This is a genomic window from Pasteurella oralis, assembly GCF_002850605.1.
GTDB lineage: Bacteria > Pseudomonadota > Gammaproteobacteria > Enterobacterales > Pasteurellaceae > Pasteurella > Pasteurella oralis.
This window is the reverse complement of the sequence record NZ_NXGB01000006.1, coordinates 41,044-66,257: the sequence shown is the minus strand read 5'-3', so window position 1 is coordinate 66,257 and position 25,214 is coordinate 41,044. Positions and strand designations below refer to the sequence as shown.

Genomic DNA, 25,214 nt, shown 5'->3' with positions numbered 1-25,214 from the left:
GGCACAGATTCATCATGCTGTGCCTCTTAATCCATCTTAATCGTTCATCAAATTTGCTTCAACGAAAGAGCGGACATCCTGAACAAATTGCTTAACGACTTGTTGTTTATCCTCTTTTTCATATTGCTTACCAATACTGAAAACCCCTTCTTCGATTTTATTTAATAATAATGTGACTAACTCTGCATCCGTTTTTATACCATCAAACAACAATATAGTACGTATCTCACTGGAGGATAGGATTAATGTGTTACCAACAAAATTTGACAGCTCAACTACAGGCTTATCGGTATTTAAGTGATATTCAAAATAGCGACGATAGGTGTCTTTCAACTTAATCTTAGCTGATTGCCTAACTTCAAGCTCCCTTGCGTAAAAATCAATATGTTGATTATAAATCTCTAACAAAATTGAGGAATAACCTTCTTCTCGATTATCAGCAAAATAGGTATGAATAAAATCAGCCACATTCATTGAATTTGGATAAATATCCTTCAATTTCACTGCCACTTCAGAAGAAGATTCGCTACCTAAATTTGCTCGAATATACAGTTTATTTAAATGTTCAATCTTAATAGTTCTAGAAATATTACATTTTTCTTTATTTGCTAAATGCGTCACTATACTGGTTCTAAATTGCCTATTTAGCAAATAATCGTAATATTGTTCTTTGAGTAGATGATTATCACCACATTCATTATCAATCATTTCCTCAATATTATCGTCTTTAAAAATTGGGAAACTTGCGCCTACTGTTGAATCGCAAATATGCGCTAACCCATATTGTTCTAATAACTGATTAAATTCATATAAGTAAAAAGGGTGGTTATATTCTTCAAAATATTCATGATAAATATAATGGTCATCTTTTGCCGCAAGATTCTCTGCAGCCTCTTTTAATTGTTTATCTGCAAGTGAAAATTTTGCTAAAAACTCAGCGGTTCCTTTACCATAAGCCACCTTTTCTAAAGGCGATAAATGGATATTCTCTTGTTCTAATAAATTGACTCGAAATTTCATGATATCTTTTAATACTTCAAGCGATTTCCAGCCTGGATAAGTATTGTAAGATATGGTTGCAGAACCATTTTCAGCTAAATGTGATTTAATCAACTGTAAAATTTTAATACGGACAGATTCAGGCACCCAGCTAAACACTCCGTGACAAATAATATAGTCAAATTTAACGGATGTTTTTTCAAAATAAGAAATATCTTGGCAAAGTAATTCCACATTATGTAAACCAAGTTGCTCAACGACAGCTTTACCGCCTTCAATTTGTTTTTCGGATAAATCAACGCCAACAAAATGTGAATTAGGATGAATCAATGCGCTACAAATAATATTTCCACCAAAACCACAACCAATTTCTAATACATTAGCCGTTTTAATATCTGGTGTATTAAAACCAAATAAAGTCAACACGGCTTTCTGTCTTTCAGGCAAAGTATGAGAAAACCCTTTGGAAATATAAGGTAACTCATTATAGCTTTCTTTAATTAAATCAATATTTTCCATTTTTATACTTACTTAAAATTAAATAATAAGCGCAATAGTTATCGGTTAACTGACATTGCCATACGTACATAAGTATGACGACGACCTCGAATTGCAATTGAATAGGTCATAATATTCTCTGGTACCGCAATGCCATAAAAACCAGCATCACCAATATGATAAATATCAGCCCCTGCCATTTTGCTATTCAACGCAATTTGGCGAATAGTTGCTGCATCAGCCCCTTCTTGACTTGTACCAATAGCAAGTAAGGCTAATGCACCTTTGGAATGAATAAACTGAATATATTTTTCTACTTTCTCTACTGTCATGCCTGGTACTGTACCTGGCGCTGCTAATAAGATAATATCAGCACCTGCTGCAATAAAATTCTCTAGATCTTGTAGCGAAATAATGGAACTGCCCGTTTCATTCGCAACGCCTGCACCATGCATTTTACCTGCGATGATCAGGCCTTCATTACCCAGTACTGCTCTTGCACGTTTAATTGCATTGACGATTTCGTAGTTTGTTACACCCGTTTTAGGGTTACCAGTTAAACAAATAAAATCAAATCCCAACATTTTAGCCTGTTGCAAAGACTCCGTAGTTGCTATCCGCCCTTTTGCAATAGTTTCTAACACCTCAATTTGTTCCGCATTAATATCAACAGGCTCTAAATTAATACCAATTGGGCGACCAACTAATCGTTTTAAGGTTTGAATCGTTTGCTCTGGTCTATCACATACGAGACCATTTACACAAGGTTGGAAAACATCAAATAAATTCAATAAAATCAAATCCGCACCAAATGCAGCGGCTAATTCAGAATTCGTGACATTAGGATACAAAGGTTGAACAGCTACCATGTTTTCTGACAACATTACGCGTCCTTCACTAGCACGAATAGCTTGTTTAAGCTGTTGTCCAGTCATATTTTGAAAATCTGACGCAGTACAATCTAGTAGTCTTTTCATTGCATTATCCTCCAATATAATCATGTTAAAATATTGTTTAGTGCATTGTAACAATCTGAATTCGCGAAAGAAAGTGCGGTCTATTTTTTCAAAGTTTTAACAAATTGAATAAAAAAGTGCGAGGCAATGCTCGCACTTTATCGCTATTCAAATAAGTTAAAATGCTAACTCACGATCGCCATTTTCATCTTTGATACGATTTGGTAAACCCATTTTATTTAAAAGATTCAAGAATGGTTTTGGATCAAGTTGTTCAACATTGCACATTTCACCCACATCCCACTCACCTGTCGCAATCAGTAATGCCGCTGCTACAGCAGGGACACCCGCTGTGTAGGAAATGCCTTGACTACCCACTTCTTCATAAGCGTCTTTGTGATCTGCCACATTATAAATAAAGATTTCTTTCTCTTTACCGTCTTTTTTCCCTTTTACTAGATTACCAATACAAGTTTTACCCGTGTAATTTGGTGCTAAAGAAGCTGGATCAGGTAATACGGCTTTCACAACTTTAATCGGAATAACCTCTAAACCCTCTGCAGTTTTAACTGGATGAACAGATAGCAAACCAAGGTTTTTTAATACATTAAATACATTAATATAGTGATCACCAAAGCCCATCCAGAAGCGGATATTAGGCACATTTAAATGAGTTGATAAAGAATGCAGTTCTTCATGACCAGTTAAGTAAGAATTTTGCATACCAACAATCGGTAAGTCGTCAGTACGCTTCACTTCAAACATCTTGTTCGCCACCCATTGGCTATTTTGCCAACTCCAAACTGTCCCTGTAAACTCACGGAAATTCACTTCAGGATCAAAGTTTGTGGCAAAATAACGCCCATGACTACCCGCATTAATATCAATAATATCAATGCTATCTACACTATCAAACTCATCATTCACTGCATATGCTGCATAAGCATTGACGACACCCGGATCAAAGCCTGCACTCAAAATTGCAGTAACATTGTTTTGTTTACATAGTTCACGACGTTTCCATTCATAATTTGCATACCAAGGTGGTGTTTCGCAAACTTTACTTGGATCTTCGTGCATTGCAGTGTCAATATATGCCGCGCCAGTTTCAATACAAGCTTGTAATACGGACATATTGACAAATGATGGACCAACATTAATCACAATTTGTGATTCTGTTTTTTGAATTAATGCTTTCGTTGCTTCAACATCAAATACATCGATTTCAAAGCATTCAATAGTAGCAAGCAGTTTAAAATTTCCTTTTTCTGCTACACTTTCCGCGATGGCTTGACATTTCTCAATTTTACGTGAAGCAATAGAAATTTTGCCAAGAATATCATTATGTTGTGCACATTTATGTACCACAACCTGTGATACGCCACCCGCACCAATCACCAAAACATTTTTTTTCATTTAGCATTTTCCTCCCAAGTGCCGAACTTGCTAAAGGATCGACATAGGCGTTGATAAAAACCTGATACATATTGAAAACCTAAAAAGTCAATATCAGGCAGAGATAGCTTTATCGTATTAACCGATAAAGTAAAACAAATGAAAGTGCGGTCTGTTTTGAGTAAATTTCATAAAAAACTCACCGCACTTTTTATTTTTTAAGACAGACTCTCAACATAATCTTGGTAACCAAATTGCTTGACAACACGTACAGTGCCATCTAACTCCTTGATTGCAATGGTAGGCATGTTCACTCCATTAAACCAATTTTTTTTCACCATGGTATAACCCGCTGCATCACAAAATGAAATACGATCGCCAATTTGTAATGGTTTCTCAAAACGATACTCACCAAAAATATCGCCAGCTAAACAAGACTTACCACATACCATATATTGATATTCCCCTTTGCCTTGGAATGCATCTGGTAATAATTTTGCTTCTGAGCGGTAAATTAATAAATCCAACATATGTGCTTCTGTGGCAGCATCCACAATAGCCAGATCTTTACCATGATTTAAAATATCTAATACCGTCACTTCTAGACTCGTACTTAACGTGATAGAGGCTTCACCAGGCTCTAAATAAACTTGTACTGTAAATTTTTCAGCAAACTGTTTGAGACGCTCAGCAAATGCCTCTAATGGATAATTTTCCCCTGTGAAATGAATTCCCCCACCAAGGCTCACCCATTCTACTTGGTGCAATAATTCACCAAATTCAGTCTCAATACGATCTAGCATGGCGCAGAATTTGTCAAAATCGTCATTTTCACAGTTATTATGAAACATAAAACCACTAATCAATGGCATCACTTCACGGATTTTATGAATATCCCATTCACCTAAACGGCTATGTGGACGTGCGGGATCCGCGAGTAAGAAACTTGAAGTACTGACGCGTGGATTGACACGTAGCCCACGCGGTAAATCACCGCTACGATCAGCAAAGCGTTGTAATTGATTAATTGAATTAAAAATAATTTTATCGGCATTCGCTACAACTTCATCAATTTCTTCATTCGCATAGGCAACACTATATGCATGAGTTTCACCGCCAAATTTTTCTCGGCCTAATCTCACTTCATATAATGATGATGACGTGGTTCCATCCATATACTGACTCATAAAATCAAACACGCCCCAAGTCGCAAAACATTTCAAGGCAAGTAATGCTTTTGCCCCTGATCTCTCACGCAAATAAGCGATTTTTTCCATATTGCGTAGTAGCTTGCTTTTATCAATCAAATAATAAGGTGTTTGTAATACAGTCATCCTATTTTTAGCCCTTTTTTCAATTATTAAATTCAGAAAACCAAAGCTAATTATTATAGCTAAGTCTTACCAATGAGCAATCGTTTTCCTACTTATTTATTGCCATTTTTTGAATAAATATGCCATAGTGCAAAAACAGGCTTTTTTTGCTAAAATCTTCGCCAATTTTGATGATAAAAAATAGAACAATATAACTAACGATTATGACAACCAATTATTCTGCACACGAAATAACCGTATTAAAAGATCTTGAGCCTGTACAATTACGTCCAGGTATGTACACCGATACCACTCGCCCAAACCATTTAGGACAAGAAGTCATTGACAACAGTGTAGATGAAGCACTGGCAGGACATGCAACCAAAATTGAAGTAATTTTACATAAAGATCAATCACTTGAAGTAATTGATAATGGTCGCGGGATGCCAGTAGATATTCATCCTGTTGAAAAAGTCTCTGGCGTTGAAGTTATTTTGACCAAATTACATGCCGGCGGTAAATTTTCAAATAAAAACTATGAATTCTCAGGGGGGTTACACGGCGTCGGTATTTCTGTCGTAAATGCACTTTCTCAACGTGTCGATGTCACCGTAAAACGTAATGGTGAAATACATAAAATTGCCTTTGAAAATGGTGTGAAAGTAGAAGAACTCGATGTCATTGGTACTTGTGGTAGACGAAACACGGGGACGACCGTACATTTCAAACCTAACCCAAAATACTTTGATAGCGAAAAATTCTCAGTTTCACGCTTACGTCATTTGTTGAGAGCTAAAGCAGTGCTTTGCTCTGGTTTAGAAATCAAATTTATTGATAAAGTCAATAATACTGAAGATGTTTGGCTATACGAAGATGGTTTAGCTGATTATTTAAGTGAAGCAGTAAATGGTTTTGTTACTCTCCCCGAAAAGCCCTTTATTGGTGATTTCAAGGGTAATACAGAAGCAGTCAGTTGGGCATTATTATGGCTACCTGAGGGGGGGGAATTATTAGGTGAAAGCTATGTTAACTTGATTCCAACTATTCAAGGCGGAACACATGTTAACGGACTACGCCAAGGTTTGCTTGATGCTATGCGCGAGTTCTGTGAATTCCGTAACTTGTTACCACGTGGTGTAAAATTGACAGCGGATGACATTTGGGAACGCTGTGCTTATGTGCTGTCGCTAAAAATGCAAGATCCTCAATTTGCAGGACAAACCAAAGAGCGCTTATCGTCACGCCAAAGTGCTGTTTTTGTTAGCGGCGTAGTAAAAGACACCTTTAGTCTATGGCTCAATCAACATATATCACAAGCAGAACAACTTGCCGAAATAGCAATTAGCTCAGCACAACGTCGTTTACGGGCAGCAAAAAAAGTCGTCCGTAAAAAATTAGTTAGCGGTCCTGCGTTACCCGGTAAACTTGCCGATTGTAGCCAACAAGATTTAGAGAAAACTGAGTTATTCTTAGTAGAAGGTGACTCTGCGGGAGGATCGGCTAAACAAGCACGAGATCGAGAATATCAAGCTATCTTACCTTTACGCGGGAAAATTTTAAACACCTGGGAAGTGTCATCCGAACAAGTCCTGTCTTCCAACGAAATTCATGATATCGCTGTTGCACTAGGTATTGATCCTGACAATGAAGATCTATCCCAATTACGCTATGGCAAAGTCTGTATTCTTGCTGATGCGGATTCTGACGGTTTACATATTGCCACGTTACTCTGCGCTTTATTTTTACGTCATTTCCCTAAATTGGTCCAAAATGGTCACGTTTATGTCGCCATGCCACCGCTCTATCGTATTGATTTAGGTAAAGAGGTGTTCTATGCCTTAGATGAAGGGGAAAAAGAAGCGATTTTAGATCGTCTGAAAAACAAAAAAGGGAAGCCCAACGTACAACGTTTTAAAGGTCTCGGTGAAATGAATCCTATCCAATTACGCGAGACCACAATGGATCCAAACACTCGTCGTTTAGTACAGCTGACTTACAATAAAGAAGAAGATAATGGTGCAGAAACCTTAGAATTAATGGACATGTTACTCGCGAAAAAACGCTCAGAGGATCGCAAAAATTGGCTACAAACCAAAGGCGATCAAGTTGACTTGAGTGTATAAATTGGAATTTCTGCACTAAATAAATTTATTAATAGAAATAGCTAAATAGAAAAGTGCGGTGGATTTTATCCAAATTTCCTCACGCAAACCGCCCAAATGAAGAAAGATTTCTCAGTAAGAAAGAAAGTTGCGAAGCAAAGCAAAAACAACTTATTTTGCGTAAAGAAAAATTTTTCGTAATGAGGATAAACTGTTTAGTCGAGTGCTTTTCTGTTTGCCCTCTTTCTTTTTTTGGACAAGCAAAAGAAAGAAGGTCACCATCGGTGAAAGCAGATATATAAGATATAAAATTAACCTCAAAACCAAAACAACATTATGAACACAATCAACTACGAAGGCATTGAACAAACGCCATTACGCACGTTCACTGAAAAAGCTTATTTAAATTATTCTATGTACGTCATTATGGACCGTGCATTACCTTTTATTGGCGATGGCTTAAAACCCGTACAACGCCGTATTATTTATGCCATGTCTGAACTAGGCTTAAATGCCGCAGCCAAATATAAAAAATCAGCGCGCACAGTAGGTGATGTGCTGGGTAAGTTCCATCCACATGGTGACTCAGCTTGCTACGAAGCGATGGTATTGATGGCACAGCCTTTCTCTTATCGCTATCCATTAGTAGATGGGCAAGGGAACTGGGGCGCACCTGATGATCCTAAGTCTTTCGCGGCAATGCGTTATACTGAATCGCGCTTATCCAAAATTGCTGACATTCTCTTATCTGAATTAGGGCAAGGTACTGTTGATTATCAACCTAACTTCGATGGTACATTATCTGAACCACAATATTTGCCCGCGCGCTTACCACATATTTTATTAAATGGTACCACTGGCATTGCAGTAGGGATGGCAACAGATATTCCACCACATAATATTAACGAAATTGCCGATGCCGCAGTCATGTTGATTGATAATCCTAAAGCTACATTAGATGATTTATTAAGCGTAGTACAAGGACCAGATTATCCAACAGAAGCCGAAATTATTTCTTCGAAAGAAGACATTCGTAAATTATATGAGCAAGGTCGTGGCTCTGTACGTATGCGTGCAGTATGGAAAAAAGAAGATGGTGAAATTATTATCACAGCTCTGCCACACCAAGCTTCCCCCTCAAAGGTCATTGCTCAAATTGCTGATCAAATGACAGCCAAAAAACTGCCAATGGTAGAAGATATTCGTGATGAAGCAGATCATGAAAATCCAATCCGTATTGTGATTGTGCCACGCTCTAATCGTATTGATGTAGAGGCACTCATGGCACATTTATTTGCTACAACAGATTTGGAAAAAAGCTATCGTGTCAATATGAATATGATAGGGTTAGACAATAAACCTGCCGTCAAAAACTTAGTTCAAATTCTTACTGAATGGCTCACATTCCGTCGTCATACTGTGACTCGTCGTTTACAACACCGTCTTGATAAAGTCTTAACTCGCTTACATATTCTTGATGGTTTAATGATTGCTTATCTCAATATTGATGAAGTCATTCATATTATTCGTCATGAAGATGAACCCAAATCAGTGTTAATGGCACGTTTTAATTTAACGGATGAGCAAGCAGAAGCTATTTTAAACTTACGTTTACGTCATTTAGCAAAATTAGAAGAACACGAACTCCAAGCGGAAAAAGATCGTTTAGAACAAGAACGTGATAGTTTACAACTGATTTTAGGTTCTGAACGTCGCTTAAATTCCTTAATCAAAAAAGAAATCCAACAAGATGCAAAAACCTATGCAAGCCCGCGTTTATCACCATTAGTGGAACGCACAGAAGCCAAAGCTATTTCAGAAAGTGAAATGACACCTGCAGAACCTATCACTGTCATTCTCTCAGAAATGGGCTGGGTACGTTGTGCGAAAGGACATGATATTGATGTACAAAACATCAGTTATAAAGCAGGTGATAACTATCTTGCTCATGCCTACGGTAAAAGCAATCAAGCTGTAGTATTCATTGATAGCACTGGACGAAGCTATGCTTTAGATCCATTAACCTTACCTTCTGCACGTTCACAAGGCGAACCATTGACAGGTAAATTGACATTGCCGACAGGGGCAACAATTGAACAAGTTTTAATTGAAAATGAAAATCAGGCATTACTCATGGCATCCGACGCTGGATATGGTTTCATTTGTAAATTTGAGGATTTAGTTGCACGTAATAAAGCAGGTAAGGCGCTGATTTCATTACCTGAAAATGCCAAAGTACTGGCACCACTAACACTAACTGATGAAAATGTCCTATTAGTTGCGCTTACTTCGACAGGTAGAATGTTAATCTTTCCAGCTAAAGATTTACCATCACTTGCCAAAGGTAAAGGTAACAAAATTGTGACGATTCCCGCAGCCAATGCAAAGGCACGTACAGAGTTACTCGTACGTTTGCTATTAATTAAAGAAAACTCGACATTAGTTTTCCATTCAGGTAAACGGAAAATTACATTAAAACCTGAAGATCTGCAAAAATTCCGTGCAGAACGAGGCAGAAAAGGGACGCAATTACCACGTGGGTTACATAGTCACGCTGATATTGAAGTGATTAACCCAGAGAGTGAATAAAAAAATGCACCTGAAAAAATAAGATTAGTGCTCTTCTCTTTTCAGGTGCTTATTTTTAGTTTTTCACTCATTGACAACTTGATAACAAAATTAAGTCGTAACCTAATATCTTTTATCGCGTAGATGCGATTTTAAAACTCGCCATATAGTTAGCACTCACATCTTTATTGAGGCAAAATTTACCAGTCAATGGATTGTAATGATAACCAACCATATCGAGGCAAGTTAACTGAGATTCATCACACCAATTCAACAATTCTGCGGGTTTAATGAATTTTTCATAATCATGTGTCCCTTTCGGCAATATTTTTAGTACATATTCAGCACCAATGATCACCAACGCCCAAGCTTTTAAGGTCCGATTAATTGTTGAGAAAAAAAGTACACCATTTGGTTTCAGTAATTGTTTACAACTTTCGATGATTGAACTTGGATCTGGCACATGTTCCAACATTTCCATACAAGTAATCACATCAAACTTCTCTGTTTGCCAATTTTCACCATAAAGTGCGGTCTGTTTTTGCAAAAATTCTTCTATGGTAATTTGCTGATAATCAATCGTCAAACCACTTGCTTGTGCATGGTTTTTGGCGACTTGCAAAGGCGCAGATGACATATCAATCCCCGTCACGTTTGCCCCTTGTTTTGCCATGCTTTCTGACAAAATACCACCACCACAACCAACATCTAATACTTTTTTACCCACTAACCCATTGGCTTGTTGAGCAATGTAGCTTAAACGCAACGGGTTAAGTTGATGGATTGGTTTAAAATCACCTTGCGGATCCCACCAGCTTTTCGCCATTTTTTCAAATTTATCAAGTTCTTGTTGATCAATATTTTGCATGCGCTTTCTTCTTATGATTTTGAATAGAAACAATGCGTTATTATTCCTCAAATCCCATAAAATTTCACTATAAAATTAGGGGAACAACAGATTTTATGCTATAATTCCGTCAATTTTTTGATTAATCAAACTCAATGATTAGGAAGTTTTCAATGACCGATTTAGTCCAAGATACTATTCATCAAGATATTAGCCCAATCAGCATCGAAGAAGAACTGAAGTCTTCATATCTTGATTACGCGATGTCAGTCATCGTAGGACGTGCGTTACCTGACGTACGTGACGGTTTAAAACCTGTACATCGTCGTGTGTTATTTGCCATGCATGAAGGCGGTAATGCGTACAACAAGCCTTACCGCAAATCAGCACGTATCGTTGGGGATGTTATCGGTAAATATCACCCTCATGGTGACAGTGCGGTGTATGATACTCTCGTCCGTATGGCGCAACCATTCTCCTTACGTTATATGCTAGTCGATGGACAAGGTAACTTTGGTTCGATTGATGGTGATGCAGCAGCGGCAATGCGTTATACCGAAGCACGTATGACCAAAATCGCCCATGAATTATTAGCTGATCTTGACAAAGAAACTGTTAACTTTGTACCAAACTATGACGGTTCAGAACAAATTCCTGAAGTATTACCAACTAAAGTACCCGCACTTTTAGTGAATGGCTCCTCTGGTATTGCCGTTGGAATGGCAACTAATATCCCACCACATAACTTAGGTGAAGTATTAGATGGTTGTTTAGCTTATATTGAAAACAATGAAATTACGATTGATGAGCTAATGACTTACATTCCTGGTCCAGACTTCCCTACTGCCGCATTAATCAATGGCCGTAAAGGTATCGAAGATGCGTATAAGACTGGTCGTGGAAAGATTTATGTCCGTGCTAAAGCTGAAGTGGAAGTTGATGATAAAGGCAGTGAAACTATCGTCGTGCACGAAATTCCTTATCAAGTCAATAAAGCAAAGCTCATTGAAAAAATTGCAGATTTAGTCAAAGAGAAAAAAGTTGAAGGTATTAGCGCAATTACTGACTTATCAGATAAAGATGGTATGCGTATTGAAATTAAAATCAAACGAGATGCTGTTGGCGAAGTCGTCCTTAATAATCTATATGCGTTAACTCAATTACAAGTGACTTTTGGTATCAACATTGTTGCGTTAGACAAAGGTCAGCCAAAATTATTAAATTTAAAACAATTAATCGAAGCTTTCGTCTTACATCGCCGTGAGGTTGTCACTCGTCGTACAGTATATGAATTACGTAAAGCACGTGAACGTGCACATATCTTAGAAGGTTTGGCAATCGCACTAGCCAATGTTGATCCCATTATTGAATTAATTCGCCGTGCACCAAATCCTGAAAGCGCTAAACGTGCCTTATTAGCGCAAGCATGGCAATTGGGTCATGTCGCAGATATGCTTGCCGCAGCAGGCGTTGACGCTGCTCGCCCAGAAGAGTTGGAAGAACATTACGGTATTCGTGAGGGAATGTACTATTTAACAGAAGTACAAGCGCAAGCAATCCTAGACTTACGTTTACAAAAATTAACCAACTTAGGACACGATGAGATTCTAGATGAATATAAAAAATTACTCGATGTCATCGGTGAATTGCTTTATATCTTACGCAGTCCAGAACGCCTAATGGAAGTGATCCGTGAAGAACTCGCACAAATTCGCGAGCAATTTAATGATCCCCGTCGTACTGAAATCACAGCAAGCTCTGCGGATATTAATCTTGAAGACTTAATCGCACAAGAAGATGTGGTTGTCACCCTTTCACACGAAGGCTATGTCAAATATCAACCATTAACTGATTACGAAGCACAGCGTCGTGGTGGTAAAGGCAAATCGGCGGCAAAAACGAAAGAAGAAGATTTCATTGAGCGTTTACTCGTTGCCAATACACATGATACTATCCTCTGCTTCTCAAGTCGTGGACGCTTATATTGGCTGAAAGTATATCAATTACCACAAGCCAGTCGTGGTGCTCGCGGTCGTCCAATCGTCAATATCTTGCCGTTAGATGAGAATGAACGTATTACTGCGATTCTCCCAGTTACTGCTTATGAAGAAGATAAATTCGTAGTAATGGCAACTGCAGGTGGTATTGTGAAGAAAATTGCCTTAACTGAATTTAGTCGTCCACGTTCAAGTGGCATCATTGCGTTAAATCTACGCGATGAAGACGAATTAATCGGTGTAGATATTACCGATGGCAGCAATGAAATCATGCTCTTCTCAGCACAAGGGCGTGTCGTACGCTTTAACGAGAGTGCTGTACGTGCAATGGGGCGTGCTGCAACTGGTGTACGTGGTATTAAACTAGCATTGACTAATGACATGTCTGAAGATGAAAGTGCGGTCGAAATTGAAGAAATTTTAGATGACAACGCAAATGATGTACTGGATTTGAATGTCGATAAAGTTGTTTCATTAGTCATTCCAAAAGGGGAAGGAGCAATTCTTACTGCAACACAAAATGGTTATGGCAAACGTACGGAATTAGAACAATATCCAACTAAATCACGTAACACTAAAGGAGTTATCTCAATTAAAGTGAGTGAACGTAATGGTAAAGTTGTTGCTGCAACACAAGTGGATGAAGCTGATCAAATTATGTTGATTACTGATGCAGGAACATTAGTTCGTACACGTGTCAGCGAGATCAGCATTGTTGGTCGTAATACACAGGGTGTACGTTTAATTCGTACCGCAGAAAATGAAACTTTAGTCGGCTTACAACGTGTTTGCGAAGTTGATGATGAAGATTCAGAAGCATTCAACAATGAAAGTGCGATCGAAATTGAAGAAATTTCAGCAGAATAAATAATTGATAGAACAAAAGCAGTACATTGCTACTGCTTTTTTATTTGTGTGGGGAAACAATGGCAATTAACTTAATTTATACACATATTATTTGTGCATTTCTAAGCTTGGCTTTATTAATCATACGAGCAATAATGGTATTAACTGGTAAAAATTGGCGTCAATATAAACTACTCAAAATCTTACCGCACTTAACAGATACCCTATTACTTGGGACAGGTATCAGCCTTTTTATCCTTTTCGATCATAGTGCTGAACCTTTTTTCATTGTAAAAATGTCACTGATCATTATGTATATTATGGAGTCTATAAAAGCATTCAATAAAAAAGACTATCCACTTAAAAAAGCCTCTCTTGTCTCCTCAATACTATGTTTAGTGAGTGTAATCATTATCGCCTATTTTATTTAAATAAAAAGCAAACAAAAAAGAATTGAAACGATTAAATTTCAATCCTTTTCTTTTACAAGAAAAATGCCTACTAACCACCAGCGAGTTTTACTGCATATCCTTTTTGCTCAAGCAATTGCTTGAGTAAATCTCGCTTTTCTCCTTGAATTTCAATGTTACCATCCTTCACAGAACCACCACAACCACAACGTTTCTTAAGCTCTGCGGCAAGTAATTTTAATTCAGCATCCGATAAATCTAAACCAGTAATGACACAAACACCACTGCCTTTACGTCCACTAACTTGACGTTGAATACGGACAATCCCATCTCCTTTGAGACGTGTAACTTTTGGCTTTTCTATTTTAATTCGACCAAGCTCAGTAGAATAAACTAATTCACTATTCATAACTAACATTCACACTAATTTGTTGGTAATGAAGCATTAATTGCCTTAAGCATTTCGGCTGGATTTTCTGCTTGTGTGATTGGGCGACCAATCACCAAATAATCTGAGCCCGCTTGAATTGCACCTGCAGGGGTCATCACACGACGTTGATCACCAAAATCACTACCAATTGGACGAATCCCCGGTGTAATCAATTTGAAATTTTTACCACAATTTGCACGTAAAATTTCAACTTCTTGTGGTGAACATACTACCCCATCTAATCCTGCACGTTGTGTTAAATTCGCTAAACGGATCACTTGTTCCATCGGCGAAGCATTAATACCAATTTGGAGTAAATCAAGATCTTCCATACTCGTCAGCACTGTGACACTAATCAGCATAGGTGCATCCTTACCATAAGGTTCAAGAATTTTTTTCGCCTCTTCCATCATGCGCAAACCGCCACTTGCATGCAAATCTACCATCCACACGCCTAAATCCGCCGCAGAACGTACTGCTCTTGCAACTGTATTGGGAATATCATGAAATTTCAGATCAAGAAATACATCAAAATTACGATTATGTAATGCTTTAACAAATTTAGTACCAAGTGTAGTAAACATTTCTTTACCCACTTTTAAACGGCATAAACTCGGATCAATTTGATCAACCAACGCTAATGCTTCTGCTTCTTTTTCATAATCTAGCGCGACAATAACTTTATTCGTCATAATTTTCCCTCTCAGTGTTCAATTAATTATGTTGCGTTTGTTAATCTTCAATAGGCTTAATACTTTCCCAATGACGGCATGATGGACAACACCATACCAATTTGTGGGTTTGATAACCGCAATTAGCACAACGGTAATCAAAGTTCTGCCTAATACGTTCGCCTACCATTTTATGTAGCAAAACGAGACTTTCTTTTCCTCGTCCTTCTTCTGCATCAGTAATTTGATATTGAATAAAACGATGAAATAAAAATGTTGTTGGATGCTGATTTAACTGTTGATAGAGTTTTGCTTGTGCAGCAATTTTACCATCCATTTCCTCAATAAGATCGGATAGGGCAAGTTCTACAGCACTATTTTTAGTAATACGACTCGCTTTAATCAAAAATAGCTCAAAACTTTCTAATTGATTTAATTTATGATAACAATCTTTCAACAAGCCTAAAACTTCTCCAACATAAGCAGGGTTTTGTTCAAGTACATTTTCTAATACGCCAACAGCCTGCTGATATTGCTTTTCTTGAACTAAACTTTCACCTAATAAAATAGAAGCACGAACACAGTTCGGCGCGACTTTTAAAGCTGATTCTAATAACACTCTTGGCTTTTGTTTATGCTCAGAAGATAAACTCTGCGCATATTCACAATAATATTGTGCTAATTCAATATTATTTTGTTGAGGCGAAATCTTAGCAAGCTTTTCAGCGACATTAATCGCTTTTTTCCATTCTTTTGTTTTTTGATAAACCACAGCCAATTGCTGTAGCGCATTCTCGGCAAAATCAGGTTCATCAACTAACATAATATAGAGCGTTTCCGCCCGATCATAAAAACCAACAGCCATAAAATCTTTTGCTAATTGTTGTTTAGCAAGCAGTTTTTGTTCAAAAGTATAATCAGGACTGCGATCTAGCGCTTGGTGAATACGTAGTGCGCGATCAACTTCACCTCGAGAACGATAAAGATTACCTAATGTTAATTCTGCTTCAAACTGTGAAGCACTATCTATCTCGTTTTCCGCTTCTTGCTTCTGTAGGATATCAAGAAACAAATCAACCGCTTTATCTGGTTGATTTGATAAAAGAAAATTTACTCCCGTGACATAATCACGGGAGAGTTTATTGGTCATGTCTTCCTGATCTTTTTTTGCACTACGATGTCCCATATACCAGCCATAAGCAGCCGCAATAGGTAAAAGTAGGAAGAGTAACTCGAGCATTATTTAATAGCCTTATCTCGAGCTGTGGTTAATTCATTAATTTGTAAAGTTTGACGTTTAATTTGACGAGTTAATGACATGTTTTTCAATTTTAATTTGATATAAAAGATAGCGCTAATTAACCAACCTAAAATTAAGCCTAAACCAAATAAAATCGCAACTAAAGTTGATAAACGGAATTCACTTTGCGCTACCATATAGTTGAAACTAATGATCTGGTCATTATTCGCGCCAATAGTGACTCCAACAAGTACAATGGCAAGTACAAGTACTAATCCTAAAATATATTTAATCATCAACTATCTCCCGACAAAAATGAGCTTTCTCATTATGCCAAAAATAAATACAAAAAACGACACTTTAAGGTGTCGTTATATAAAGTTAGTTGAAATTATGCGTAAATATCAACACGCTCTCTCAGCTCTTTACCAGCTTTAAAGTGCGGTACAGATTTTGCGTCTAATTTCACTTGTTCACCTGTTTTAGGATTACGTCCTAAACGAGGTTGACGATAATGCAAAGAGAAACTACCAAATCCTCTCACTTCAATACGCTTACCGTTTTCTAAGGCGAATGACATTTGGTCCAAAATTTCTTTTACTGCATTTTCAACGTCTTTTGCAGCAATTGAATGATTTTTTTGAACTAAACGCTCAATAAGCTCTGATTTAGTCATAATTTTCTCCTAACTTAATATATAAAGCTAGCGTGAACAATTCACGCTAGCCATACTTTTACAAGGGAAACTTAATTATTCACCTTTAGCTGCTTTGAATGCTTCAGCCATTGCATTTGGAATAGCAACTTCTTCTTGCTTGTTATTCACAGTCGCAACTGCTGCAGCTTCTTCAGCTTGGTCTTTTGCACGTACAGATAAATGAACAATACGTGCTTTACGATCAACACCAGTGTATTTTGCTTCAACAACATCACCCGCATTGACTTCATTAGTTAAATCAGCAGCACGGATATAACCTTCAACACCGCCCTCTAATTCAACTTTTGCACCTTTTGCATCAGCTTCAACAACTGTAGCGCTTAATACTGCACCTTTTTTGTTGACTGCAACAAAGTTGTTGAATGGATCTTCTTCCAGTTGTTTGATACCTAAAGAGATACGCTCTTTTACTGCATCAACTTGTAAAACGACTGCTGCAACTTCGTCACCTTTCTTGTAGTTACGCACTGCTTCCTCACCAGATACATTCCAAGAAATATCAGATAAGTGAACTAAACCGTCGATACCACCTTCAAGGCCGATGAAGATACCGAAATCAGTGATTGATTTAATTTTACCTTCAACTTTATCACCTTTGTTGTGAGTTTCAGCAAATTGCAACCATGGGTTAGGTTTACATTGTTTTAAGCCTAAAGAAATACGACGACGTTCTTCATCAATTTCTAATACCATGACTTCAACAACATCACCTAAGCTAACCACTTTAGATGGGTGAATATTTTTGTTTGTCCAATCCATTTCAGATACGTGAACTAAACCTTCAACGCCATCTAAAATTTCAACAAAACAACCATAATCCGTTAAGTTAGTTACTTTACCTGTTAATTTGCTGTTTACTGGGTGATTTTCAGCGATTGCAATCCAAGGATCTTGACCTAATTGTTTTAAGCCTAAAGATACACGAGTACGATCTTTATCAAATTTTAATACTTTAACTGTGATTTCATCACCAACATTCACGATTTCACTTGGGTGTTTAACACGTTTCCAAGCCATATCTGTGATATGTAATAAACCGTCAACGCCACCTAAATCTACGAATGCACCGTAGTCAGTTAAATTCTTAACAATACCTTTAACTTCAGAACCCTCTTGTAAGGTTTCAAGAACTTGTTCACGTTCTTGGCTGTTTTCTGATTCAATTACAGCACGACGAGAAACAACAACATTGTTACGTTTTTGGTCAAGTTTAATCACTTTAAACTCTAATTCTTTACCTTCTAAGTGTAGTGTTTCGCGAACTGGGCGAGTATCTACTAATGAACCTGGTAAGAATGCACGAACACCGTTTAACTCAACTGTGAAACCACCTTTCACTTTACCGTTGATTAAACCGATAACAGTTGCCTGTTCTTCGTATGCTTTTTCTAATTCAATCCAAGATTCGTGACGAACGGCTTTTTCACGAGAAAGTTTGGTTTCACCGAAACCATCTTCAACAGCGTCTAACGCAACATTAACTACATCACCAACTTGAACTTCTAATTCGCCTTGTGCGTTTAAGAATTCTTCAACAGGGATTGCTGATTCAGATTTTAAACCAGCGTCAACAAGCACAAAGCCTTTTTGAATAGCAACAACAGTACCGCTAACGATAGAACCTTGACGGGTTTCAAGTTCTTTTAATGATTCTTCAAATAGTTGAGCAAAAGATTCAGTCATAATTAATCTTCAATTTAAAATATAATAACGTCCACTCCAAAATCCGTTGAATGTGGGGTTGAAAATACATGTTCATCCTTCCTTGAATAAACGGTAAAAAACAATTTAAGCTTTAATATCAAGACGTTGCTGAATATAATTTAAGGCTTGTTGAATAACTTCATCAATCGTTAATGTTGTGCTGTCCAACAATAAAGCATCTTCAGCAGGTTTGAGGGGCGCAACCGCGCGATTTCTATCTCGAAAGTCACGCTCTTTTATCTCGGCTAAAATCTGGTCAAAGTTACCACTAATCCCTTTATTTTGCAACTGTTTATAACGTCTTTTTGCCCTTTCTTCTGCACTTGCATCTAAAAACAGTTTTACTTGCGCTTGTGGAAAAACAACGGTCCCCATATCACGTCCATCTGCGATTAGCCCTTTTGCAGTAGAAAAATCCTGTTGAAGTTGTAGCAGCGCTGCTCGCACTTGGGGGAAAACGGCAATTTTAGAAGCTGCTTCAGCCACTTCTTGAGTACGAATTTGAGCACTCACATTTTCATCATTCAAAATAATTTTTACTTCACCATCCTGTGGTAAGAACTGAACATCCAGTTTTCTCGCTAATTCAGCTAAAGTATTTTCACTATCTAATACCACTCTCTTTTTCAACGCAGCCAGTGCCGTAACACGATAAATTGCCCCACTATCTAACAGCGCAAAGCCCAACTTCTCTGCCAATGCATAACATAGCGTACCCTTACCAGCACCACTTGGACCATCCACTGTAATCACAATATTTTTTTGCATATAAAATACTCTTTTTTCATCTAAAAATTGTGCCAAAGCATATCATAATCCACAAATAGCGCAGAAGACTTTTCATTGTTTTACAAGCATAAAGTGCGGTCAATTTTTTAAAAATTTTGTCAAAGAAGAATTTTTGATCAATTTGTTACATTTTTATTCATTTTTCTCTTTACAAAAAAGCCAAAATAAAAATAGAATTGATAATTGTTATCAATTTTAGCAAATAAAAAAAGAGAAGAAAAAAAATGGAACCTCAATTAAAAACATTTAAGAAAGGGCTTATTGCAATTTTGGTCTGTGCCGCTATCACACCTGTTTATGCAAAAACGGATGCAAAAGAAGAGAATCAAGAAAAAAGCAATATGCTAACTGAAATCGTTGTGTATGGTGATCAAAATAAATCAATGACATCAACACAAAGTGTGACTCAGGATGACATGAAAAAAATACCTGTCACTAATGGCAATATTACTGATTATTTACGCTCGAATCCGCATGTGCGTTATGAAAATAGCGATCAAAATGGATTACAGCGTGGCGAAATTAAACCAGAAAATATTTCAATTAATGGAGCAGATGCTAATCAAACTGCTTACTTTGTAGATAATGTTAACGTCAATAATGATTTAACAATTGAAAGTGAATTATTTGATGGGGCAATGCAAACTTTACCTGGTATTTCACATACACAAGCTTATTTCTTTGATGCGAATATGTTATCTAAAGTTGAAGTACAAGACAGTAATGTTTCTGCTAGCCTTGGCGGATTTACTGGTGGCGCTGTCATTGCTAAAACAAAACAATACAGTGGTAAAGATGGTATTAAATTAAAATATCGTACAACCAATTCCTCATGGGGAAAATTTGTAGAACATGGCGACTCAAAAAAAGTGTTAAATAAAGTCAGACCAGGATTAGATGGTGCAACTGATTTACAACCTAAGTACGCAAAACATAACTTTAGTCTTGTTACTGAAAAAGGATTGACGGACAACTTAGGATTAGTATTTGGATTAAGTCGCCGTACCTCACGTATTGATCAATATCGTCTCATTGGCTTCTCTACGGAAGCACAATTACACCAACAAGCACATACTCGTGATTCTGATAATGCTCTTTTAAATTTTAACTGGACAATTAACGATAATAATCGTTTAGAGCTGAGTACTCGTTATTCAAATTATCGTGAAGAAAAATATTCTCAAACAAACTTGAATAGTAACGTCTCTGACTATCATAAAGCATTTGGTACAACATTAGCTTGGATTCGTACGTTTAATTCAGGTGTTTGGACAAATACGTTAGCCTATGATCATTTTAAAGATAAACGCCATTCCAGTTCTAATCATGTAGATATAGTAAGTGTGATGGATCAGAACTACGATGTATTATATGATTATGAAAAAGGGGGCTATGGGGATAGTCAACTAACACAACAGAATCTCCATTATTCTACTGAATATGCCTTCGAACCATTTGATTTAGGCCCATTCACACACTCTATTTCATTAGGCGGAATTTATCAATTTACGCGATATAAATTCTATCGCCCTAAAGATGTCTATTCTAGAATAGGTCAAGCAGAATTAGGAAAGCCTGATATTCTTTGGTTCTCAACTAGTGTGACACCAAAAGGGAGTGCAAAAACGCGTTACCAGAATGTTGCTTTATATGCTGAAGACTTAATTAGCTGGAAAAAACTTGAATTACGCCCAGGTATTCGATTTGAGCGTGATGATTATTTAAAAAATAATAATATTGCTCCCCGTTTTGTTGTAAGATTTAAACCACTAGAGGAAACGCGTTTAAGTTTAGGTTTAAACCGCTATTATGGACGTTCTTTTGCGTCACTGAAATTGACTAATGAAATTTTAAAAATTAATCGAGATACGACTAATATTCGTGATTTCCAATTATCTGGTCGTTTAAAAACGCCTTATGCAGACGAATTGAGCCTAAGCTTTGAACAAGAATATCGTAACTTGTTATTTAAATTAGGCTATATCCACCGTGAAAATAAAAATCGCATAATCTTAAAACGTAAACAAATCAATAAGATCGGTCGTCCTGAATATGCGAAATATTATAGTAACGCAAATAATTATAAAGTAGATATTCACACTATCCAAATCAATAATATTGAACCTTGGCAATTAGGTAAAACTTACTGGAATGCGTCACTTGGATTCGATTGGTTAAAAACAAAACGAGCTGACTTAGCGAATTCACTCAACCCGAATGATCCCGTTTATTTAGATGGTCGTTTAATGGATCGTAAAACCATGCAACAAAAAGTGAATTCTAATACAGAAGATTGGATCGCTCGTTTAGGTCTTGATATGGCTATGCCTAATTGGGATTTAACTTGGTCAAATAAAGTGTATATTAAAGCACCGATTAAAGGGTATGATGAACTTGATATAAACCATCCCGATGGTATTCCGCGTTTCCGTACTTTTGACTACGGCACACATACACAATGGGACTCAAGCATCCGCTGGCAACCTAACTTTGCGGGAAAACATAATGTCTATGTTCAAGCTGATATTCTGAATGTCTTAAATCAAACACGAAAAATTCGCTCTGTTTCAATTTCGAGTACATCTGAATATAGCATCTACACCCCAGGTCGTGAGTTCTGGCTTGAAGTGGGTTATGAATTTTAATTAATCATTGTCTAACTAAAAGAATCTACGTGTTATGTTAATAATACGTAGATTTTGTTGATCCTATACTAGGTAAAAAAATAATGAAAAAACTGACCGCACTTTTAAGTGCATTTTTGTTTCTATTTGCTTGTCACTCTACAACTCAAACTCATTCTGAACAGCTGCCTTTTGATCGCAATGTTCAACATGGCAAACTAGAAAATGGTTTAACCTATTATGTCATGCAAAATACTGAGCCTGCTAAGCGAGTTTATATTCGCCTCGTGGTAAATGCAGGTTCTATGCATGAAGATGATGACCAAAAAGGCATTGCCCATTTAGTTGAGCATATGGCATTTAATGGTTCAAAAAAATTCCCCGAGAATCAAATTATTAATGCGCTTGAAAAATTAGGCATGAAATTTGCCCGTGATATCAATGCGTTCACTGATTTTGAGAATACTGTTTATACTTTGAATTTAGATAAAAATGACAATCAAAGTCTTGTATTAGCTTTCGATGTGTTAAATGAATGGATGCACAATTTAACTATCTTGCAAAAAGATTTAGATAATGAACGTGGTATTGTGCAGGAAGAATGGCGCCGTCGTTTAAGCCCGATGCTACGTTTGGGTGATAAAAAAAGTGCTGTCGAAATGGCTGGCTCTCGTTATGTTTTACGTGATCCAATTGGCGATATGAATATTATCCGCAATATCTCCAGACAACGTGTCGCCAATTTTTATCATAAATGGTATCGTCCAGATAATATGTCTGTCATTATTGTTGGTGATATTAACCCACAAGAAGTCACAACACAATTAAAAGAGCAACTGAATATTGCTAATCCAATCAGTAGAACACCATTACAGAAAATTGATTTTTCTATTCCATTAGTAAATCAGTGGCGCCTTGCCAGTATTTCAGAAAAAGGCACAAACATTCCCACAATTGAATTCAGTTTTTTTGAAGAATTCAAAGAAAAAAATACACTTGCGTCCTATAAACAAGACTTAATTCAACAAATTCTAATTCGTTTGACTAACTTACGTTTACAAACATGGGAACAAGTAGAAAATCAAAAAATAGAATCCGCCAATTTCTACCGTACACATTTAGGTAAAGAAACCTTACAAAACATTTTCTTATTACAATTATTTGATACTGACTATCAAAAAGTAACACAATCCTTATTTTCATTTATCGCCGAGATTAAGCAGCATGGTTTCTCTGAGCAAGAATTCCAGCAAGAAATCTCTCGTTTAGTTAAACTCAATGAAAAACAACGGACGATCAAATCAGGTAGTTTAAAAATTGCAGATGATCTCATTGTATCGGCCGCGAATAATCAAATCGTTATTAGCATTGAAGATCGTTATCGTCTTAATCAACGCTTTTTAAAAGAAATTACGCTAAATGATATTAATCAACACTTTAAACAATTATTAGATATCAAAGCGAAATTACTGTTAATCACTCAGCCTTATCCAGCAACAACATTGTCGCTAAAACAAAGTGATGTCGAAAAAATGTGGCAACAAACCATTACCACACCACAACATAGCTGGACACAACAAAAACAAAAAGTAGAAATGCCAGTAATAGATATCGCAAGTGGTGAAGTCAAAAAACAGAAATATTGGCAAAAAGGTGATATTACAGAATATCAATTAGCGAATGGCAGCAAATTGATTTATCACTACAGCGATAAAACCCCGAACCAAGTCTATTTTAAAGCGATTACAAGTGGAGGATTACGCTCTGTTGCACCTAAAGACTACCATCTATTCAAAACTGCGGTCACTTTAACTGACGATTCTGGTGTAGGTAGTCTAACACTCTCTGATATTAACCAATTATTTAGTCAAAGCCCAATTGCCTTAGCAACAATTGTAGATGATTACAAACAAGGATTTACAGCAGTAGGAAAAACAGATCAGCTTGATGATTTATTGAAATTGTTTCGATTAAAACTACAAGGCACAGCAGTATCTGAACAAGCCCTTGAACGCTATAAGAAAGAAACAATAGATTACTTCCGCCAAGTAGACAAAGAAACGGGGTTTATACAAAACGTTTCTGCATTACGTTATCCCAATATTACGACCGTTTACAGTCCAAACCGTAAAGAATTATTGTCCTTTTCAGCACAGCAACTCACAGAATTCTATCGTCAGGCAGTGCTAGGAAAAACTGATTTTACTTACTTTATTATTGGTGATATTAGTCAGAAACAAGCAGAAACATTGGCTAAAAAATACTTAGCTTCTATCCCTGTGAATACTCAAGTGCGCCAAGCTTATGATGTTTCGCCAAACACACCGAGTAAACCCTTTGTGATGCGTGGCTTAGAGGAACCTCGTGCAGAAGTCGAAATTTATCTCAGCGCTCAAAACCAATGGCAACCTGAATTGCAATATCAATTAGATTTATTAGGTGATATTTTGCAAGAAAAACTTCGTCTTGCCTTACGCGAACAATCCTCTGGCATTTATGCTGTAAATAGCTGGTTTGGGCAAGATAAAGAGCAAGCTTATTTAGAGGGAAAAATTGAGTTTAGTTGTGCGCCAGAACGGGTACAAGAACTTACTGCTCAAACTCACCAAATCTTAGATGAGGTTATGCGCCATGGTGTCGAATCATCATTATTACAAAAGAAAGTGAATGAGAAGCACACACAAATTAAGCAACAATTTGACTCTTTAGTTTCAGTTGCCGCAATTATTGAACAAAGTTTTTGGCACACGAATAGTACGGAAGGAATCTATCTTTATCAACAATTAGAACAGCTTTCACATAAAGCTAAAATTGATAATATCGCACAAAAGATCTTACATCCATCTGCACGTTTCCAAGCGACGTTAAAACCTTAATGAAAGTTAAGATTCTATTTTAATGCATTTACTCCTTTACATACATTATGTAAAGGAGTATTTTTTTAGAAAATAAAAAAATATTTCACCCCAATCATTAAATCTAAAAAATAAATAATTTAATCAAAAACAAAATTAAAAAATTGTTAATAAAATTAATACTTCGTTAAAACAAGAATAAAAAATGTGATAAATATCACAAATGAATAAATTTAACTTGCAAAAATAATA

General features: G+C 36.8%; 18 protein-coding genes. 6 read left to right on the top strand and 12 right to left on the bottom strand.

Features of this window, described 5'->3' with window-relative positions; all coding sequences use genetic code 11:
• Window positions 1-36: 36 nt before the first annotated feature.
• The 4 genes from C0975_RS08395 to nspC all read right to left on the bottom strand — a co-directional run bounded on the left by C0975_RS08395 (window position 37) and on the right by nspC (window position 5,182).
• On the bottom strand, window positions 37-1,518 hold the full coding sequence (locus C0975_RS08395) for a class I SAM-dependent methyltransferase (RefSeq protein WP_101775945.1): 1,482 nt from the start codon (window positions 1,516-1,518) through the stop codon (window positions 37-39).
• 38 nt (window positions 1,519-1,556) lie between these two features.
• The gene (locus tag C0975_RS08390) at window positions 1,557-2,474 is read right to left on the bottom strand and encodes a DUF7916 family protein (RefSeq protein ID WP_101775944.1); all 918 of its coding nucleotides are present in this window, start codon (window positions 2,472-2,474) and stop codon (window positions 1,557-1,559) included.
• Window positions 2,475-2,630: 156 nt separating this feature from the next.
• Window positions 2,631-3,869: a saccharopine dehydrogenase family protein gene (locus C0975_RS08385; protein WP_101775943.1), complete on the bottom strand. Its 1,239-nt coding sequence runs from the start codon at window positions 3,867-3,869 to the stop codon at window positions 2,631-2,633.
• 197 nt (window positions 3,870-4,066) lie between these two features.
• The gene (gene nspC / locus C0975_RS08380) at window positions 4,067-5,182 is read right to left on the bottom strand and encodes a carboxynorspermidine decarboxylase (protein ID WP_101775942.1); all 1,116 of its coding nucleotides are present in this window, start codon (window positions 5,180-5,182) and stop codon (window positions 4,067-4,069) included.
• A gap of 203 nt (window positions 5,183-5,385) precedes the next feature.
• Here nspC and parE point away from each other — a divergent pair, with 203 nt between their 5' ends.
• Together parE and parC are read left to right on the top strand one after the other, a co-directional pair.
• Complete coding sequence (gene parE / locus C0975_RS08375) at window positions 5,386-7,284, top strand: DNA topoisomerase IV subunit B (RefSeq protein ID WP_101775941.1); 1,899 nt, start codon at window positions 5,386-5,388, stop codon at window positions 7,282-7,284.
• Window positions 7,285-7,599: 315 nt separating this feature from the next.
• Complete coding sequence (parC, locus tag C0975_RS08370; RefSeq protein WP_101775940.1) at window positions 7,600-9,852, top strand: DNA topoisomerase IV subunit A; 2,253 nt, start codon at window positions 7,600-7,602, stop codon at window positions 9,850-9,852.
• A gap of 112 nt (window positions 9,853-9,964) precedes the next feature.
• Here parC and ubiG read toward each other — a convergent pair whose 3' ends face one another.
• Complete coding sequence (gene ubiG / locus C0975_RS08365) at window positions 9,965-10,699, bottom strand: bifunctional 2-polyprenyl-6-hydroxyphenol methylase/3-demethylubiquinol 3-O-methyltransferase UbiG (protein WP_101775939.1); 735 nt, start codon at window positions 10,697-10,699, stop codon at window positions 9,965-9,967.
• A gap of 152 nt (window positions 10,700-10,851) precedes the next feature.
• Between ubiG and gyrA the strand changes: the two genes are divergently transcribed.
• Window positions 10,852-13,542, top strand: a complete 2,691-nt coding sequence (gene gyrA / locus C0975_RS08360; protein ID WP_101775938.1) for a DNA topoisomerase (ATP-hydrolyzing) subunit A — start codon at window positions 10,852-10,854, stop codon at window positions 13,540-13,542.
• A gap of 59 nt (window positions 13,543-13,601) precedes the next feature.
• Window positions 13,602-13,952 (top strand): SirB2 family protein, encoded by a 351-nt coding sequence (locus C0975_RS08355; RefSeq protein ID WP_101775937.1) that lies wholly within the window; start codon window positions 13,602-13,604, stop codon window positions 13,950-13,952.
• Window positions 13,953-14,022: 70 nt separating this feature from the next.
• On the opposite strand, the gene yciH is transcribed toward C0975_RS08355, so the two are convergent.
• From yciH to cmk, 7 genes are all read right to left on the bottom strand, one after another.
• Window positions 14,023-14,340, bottom strand: coding sequence for a stress response translation initiation inhibitor YciH (gene yciH, locus C0975_RS08350; protein ID WP_101776016.1), 318 nt, complete (start codon window positions 14,338-14,340; stop codon window positions 14,023-14,025).
• 14 nt (window positions 14,341-14,354) lie between these two features.
• On the bottom strand, window positions 14,355-15,053 hold the full coding sequence (gene pyrF, locus C0975_RS08345; protein WP_101775936.1) for an orotidine-5'-phosphate decarboxylase: 699 nt from the start codon (window positions 15,051-15,053) through the stop codon (window positions 14,355-14,357).
• A gap of 40 nt (window positions 15,054-15,093) precedes the next feature.
• Window positions 15,094-16,272, bottom strand: coding sequence for a lipopolysaccharide assembly protein LapB (lapB, locus tag C0975_RS08340; RefSeq protein ID WP_101775935.1), 1,179 nt, complete (start codon window positions 16,270-16,272; stop codon window positions 15,094-15,096).
• Entirely contained in the window at window positions 16,272-16,568 is a 297-nt protein-coding gene (locus C0975_RS08335; protein WP_101775934.1) for a LapA family protein, read from the bottom strand. The genes lapB and C0975_RS08335 overlap by 1 nt, the downstream gene beginning before the upstream one ends.
• A 95-nt stretch (window positions 16,569-16,663) precedes the next feature.
• The gene (locus C0975_RS08330) at window positions 16,664-16,948 is read right to left on the bottom strand and encodes an integration host factor subunit beta (RefSeq protein WP_049213946.1); all 285 of its coding nucleotides are present in this window, start codon (window positions 16,946-16,948) and stop codon (window positions 16,664-16,666) included.
• A gap of 75 nt (window positions 16,949-17,023) precedes the next feature.
• Window positions 17,024-18,673: a 30S ribosomal protein S1 gene (gene rpsA, locus C0975_RS08325; RefSeq protein WP_101775933.1), complete on the bottom strand. Its 1,650-nt coding sequence runs from the start codon at window positions 18,671-18,673 to the stop codon at window positions 17,024-17,026.
• Between the two features lie 105 nt (window positions 18,674-18,778).
• The gene (cmk, locus tag C0975_RS08320) at window positions 18,779-19,462 is read right to left on the bottom strand and encodes a (d)CMP kinase (protein WP_101775932.1); all 684 of its coding nucleotides are present in this window, start codon (window positions 19,460-19,462) and stop codon (window positions 18,779-18,781) included.
• A gap of 245 nt (window positions 19,463-19,707) precedes the next feature.
• Here cmk and C0975_RS08315 point away from each other — a divergent pair, with 245 nt between their 5' ends.
• Together C0975_RS08315 and C0975_RS08310 are read left to right on the top strand one after the other, a co-directional pair.
• Window positions 19,708-22,128 carry a TonB-dependent receptor plug domain-containing protein gene (locus C0975_RS08315; protein WP_101775931.1) on the top strand — a complete coding sequence of 807 codons (2,421 nt, stop codon included), beginning with the start codon at window positions 19,708-19,710 and terminating at the stop codon, window positions 22,126-22,128.
• An 83-nt stretch (window positions 22,129-22,211) separates the two neighbouring features.
• Window positions 22,212-24,983, top strand: a complete 2,772-nt coding sequence (locus C0975_RS08310; protein ID WP_101775930.1) for a M16 family metallopeptidase — start codon at window positions 22,212-22,214, stop codon at window positions 24,981-24,983.
• Window positions 24,984-25,214 lie beyond the last annotated feature (231 nt).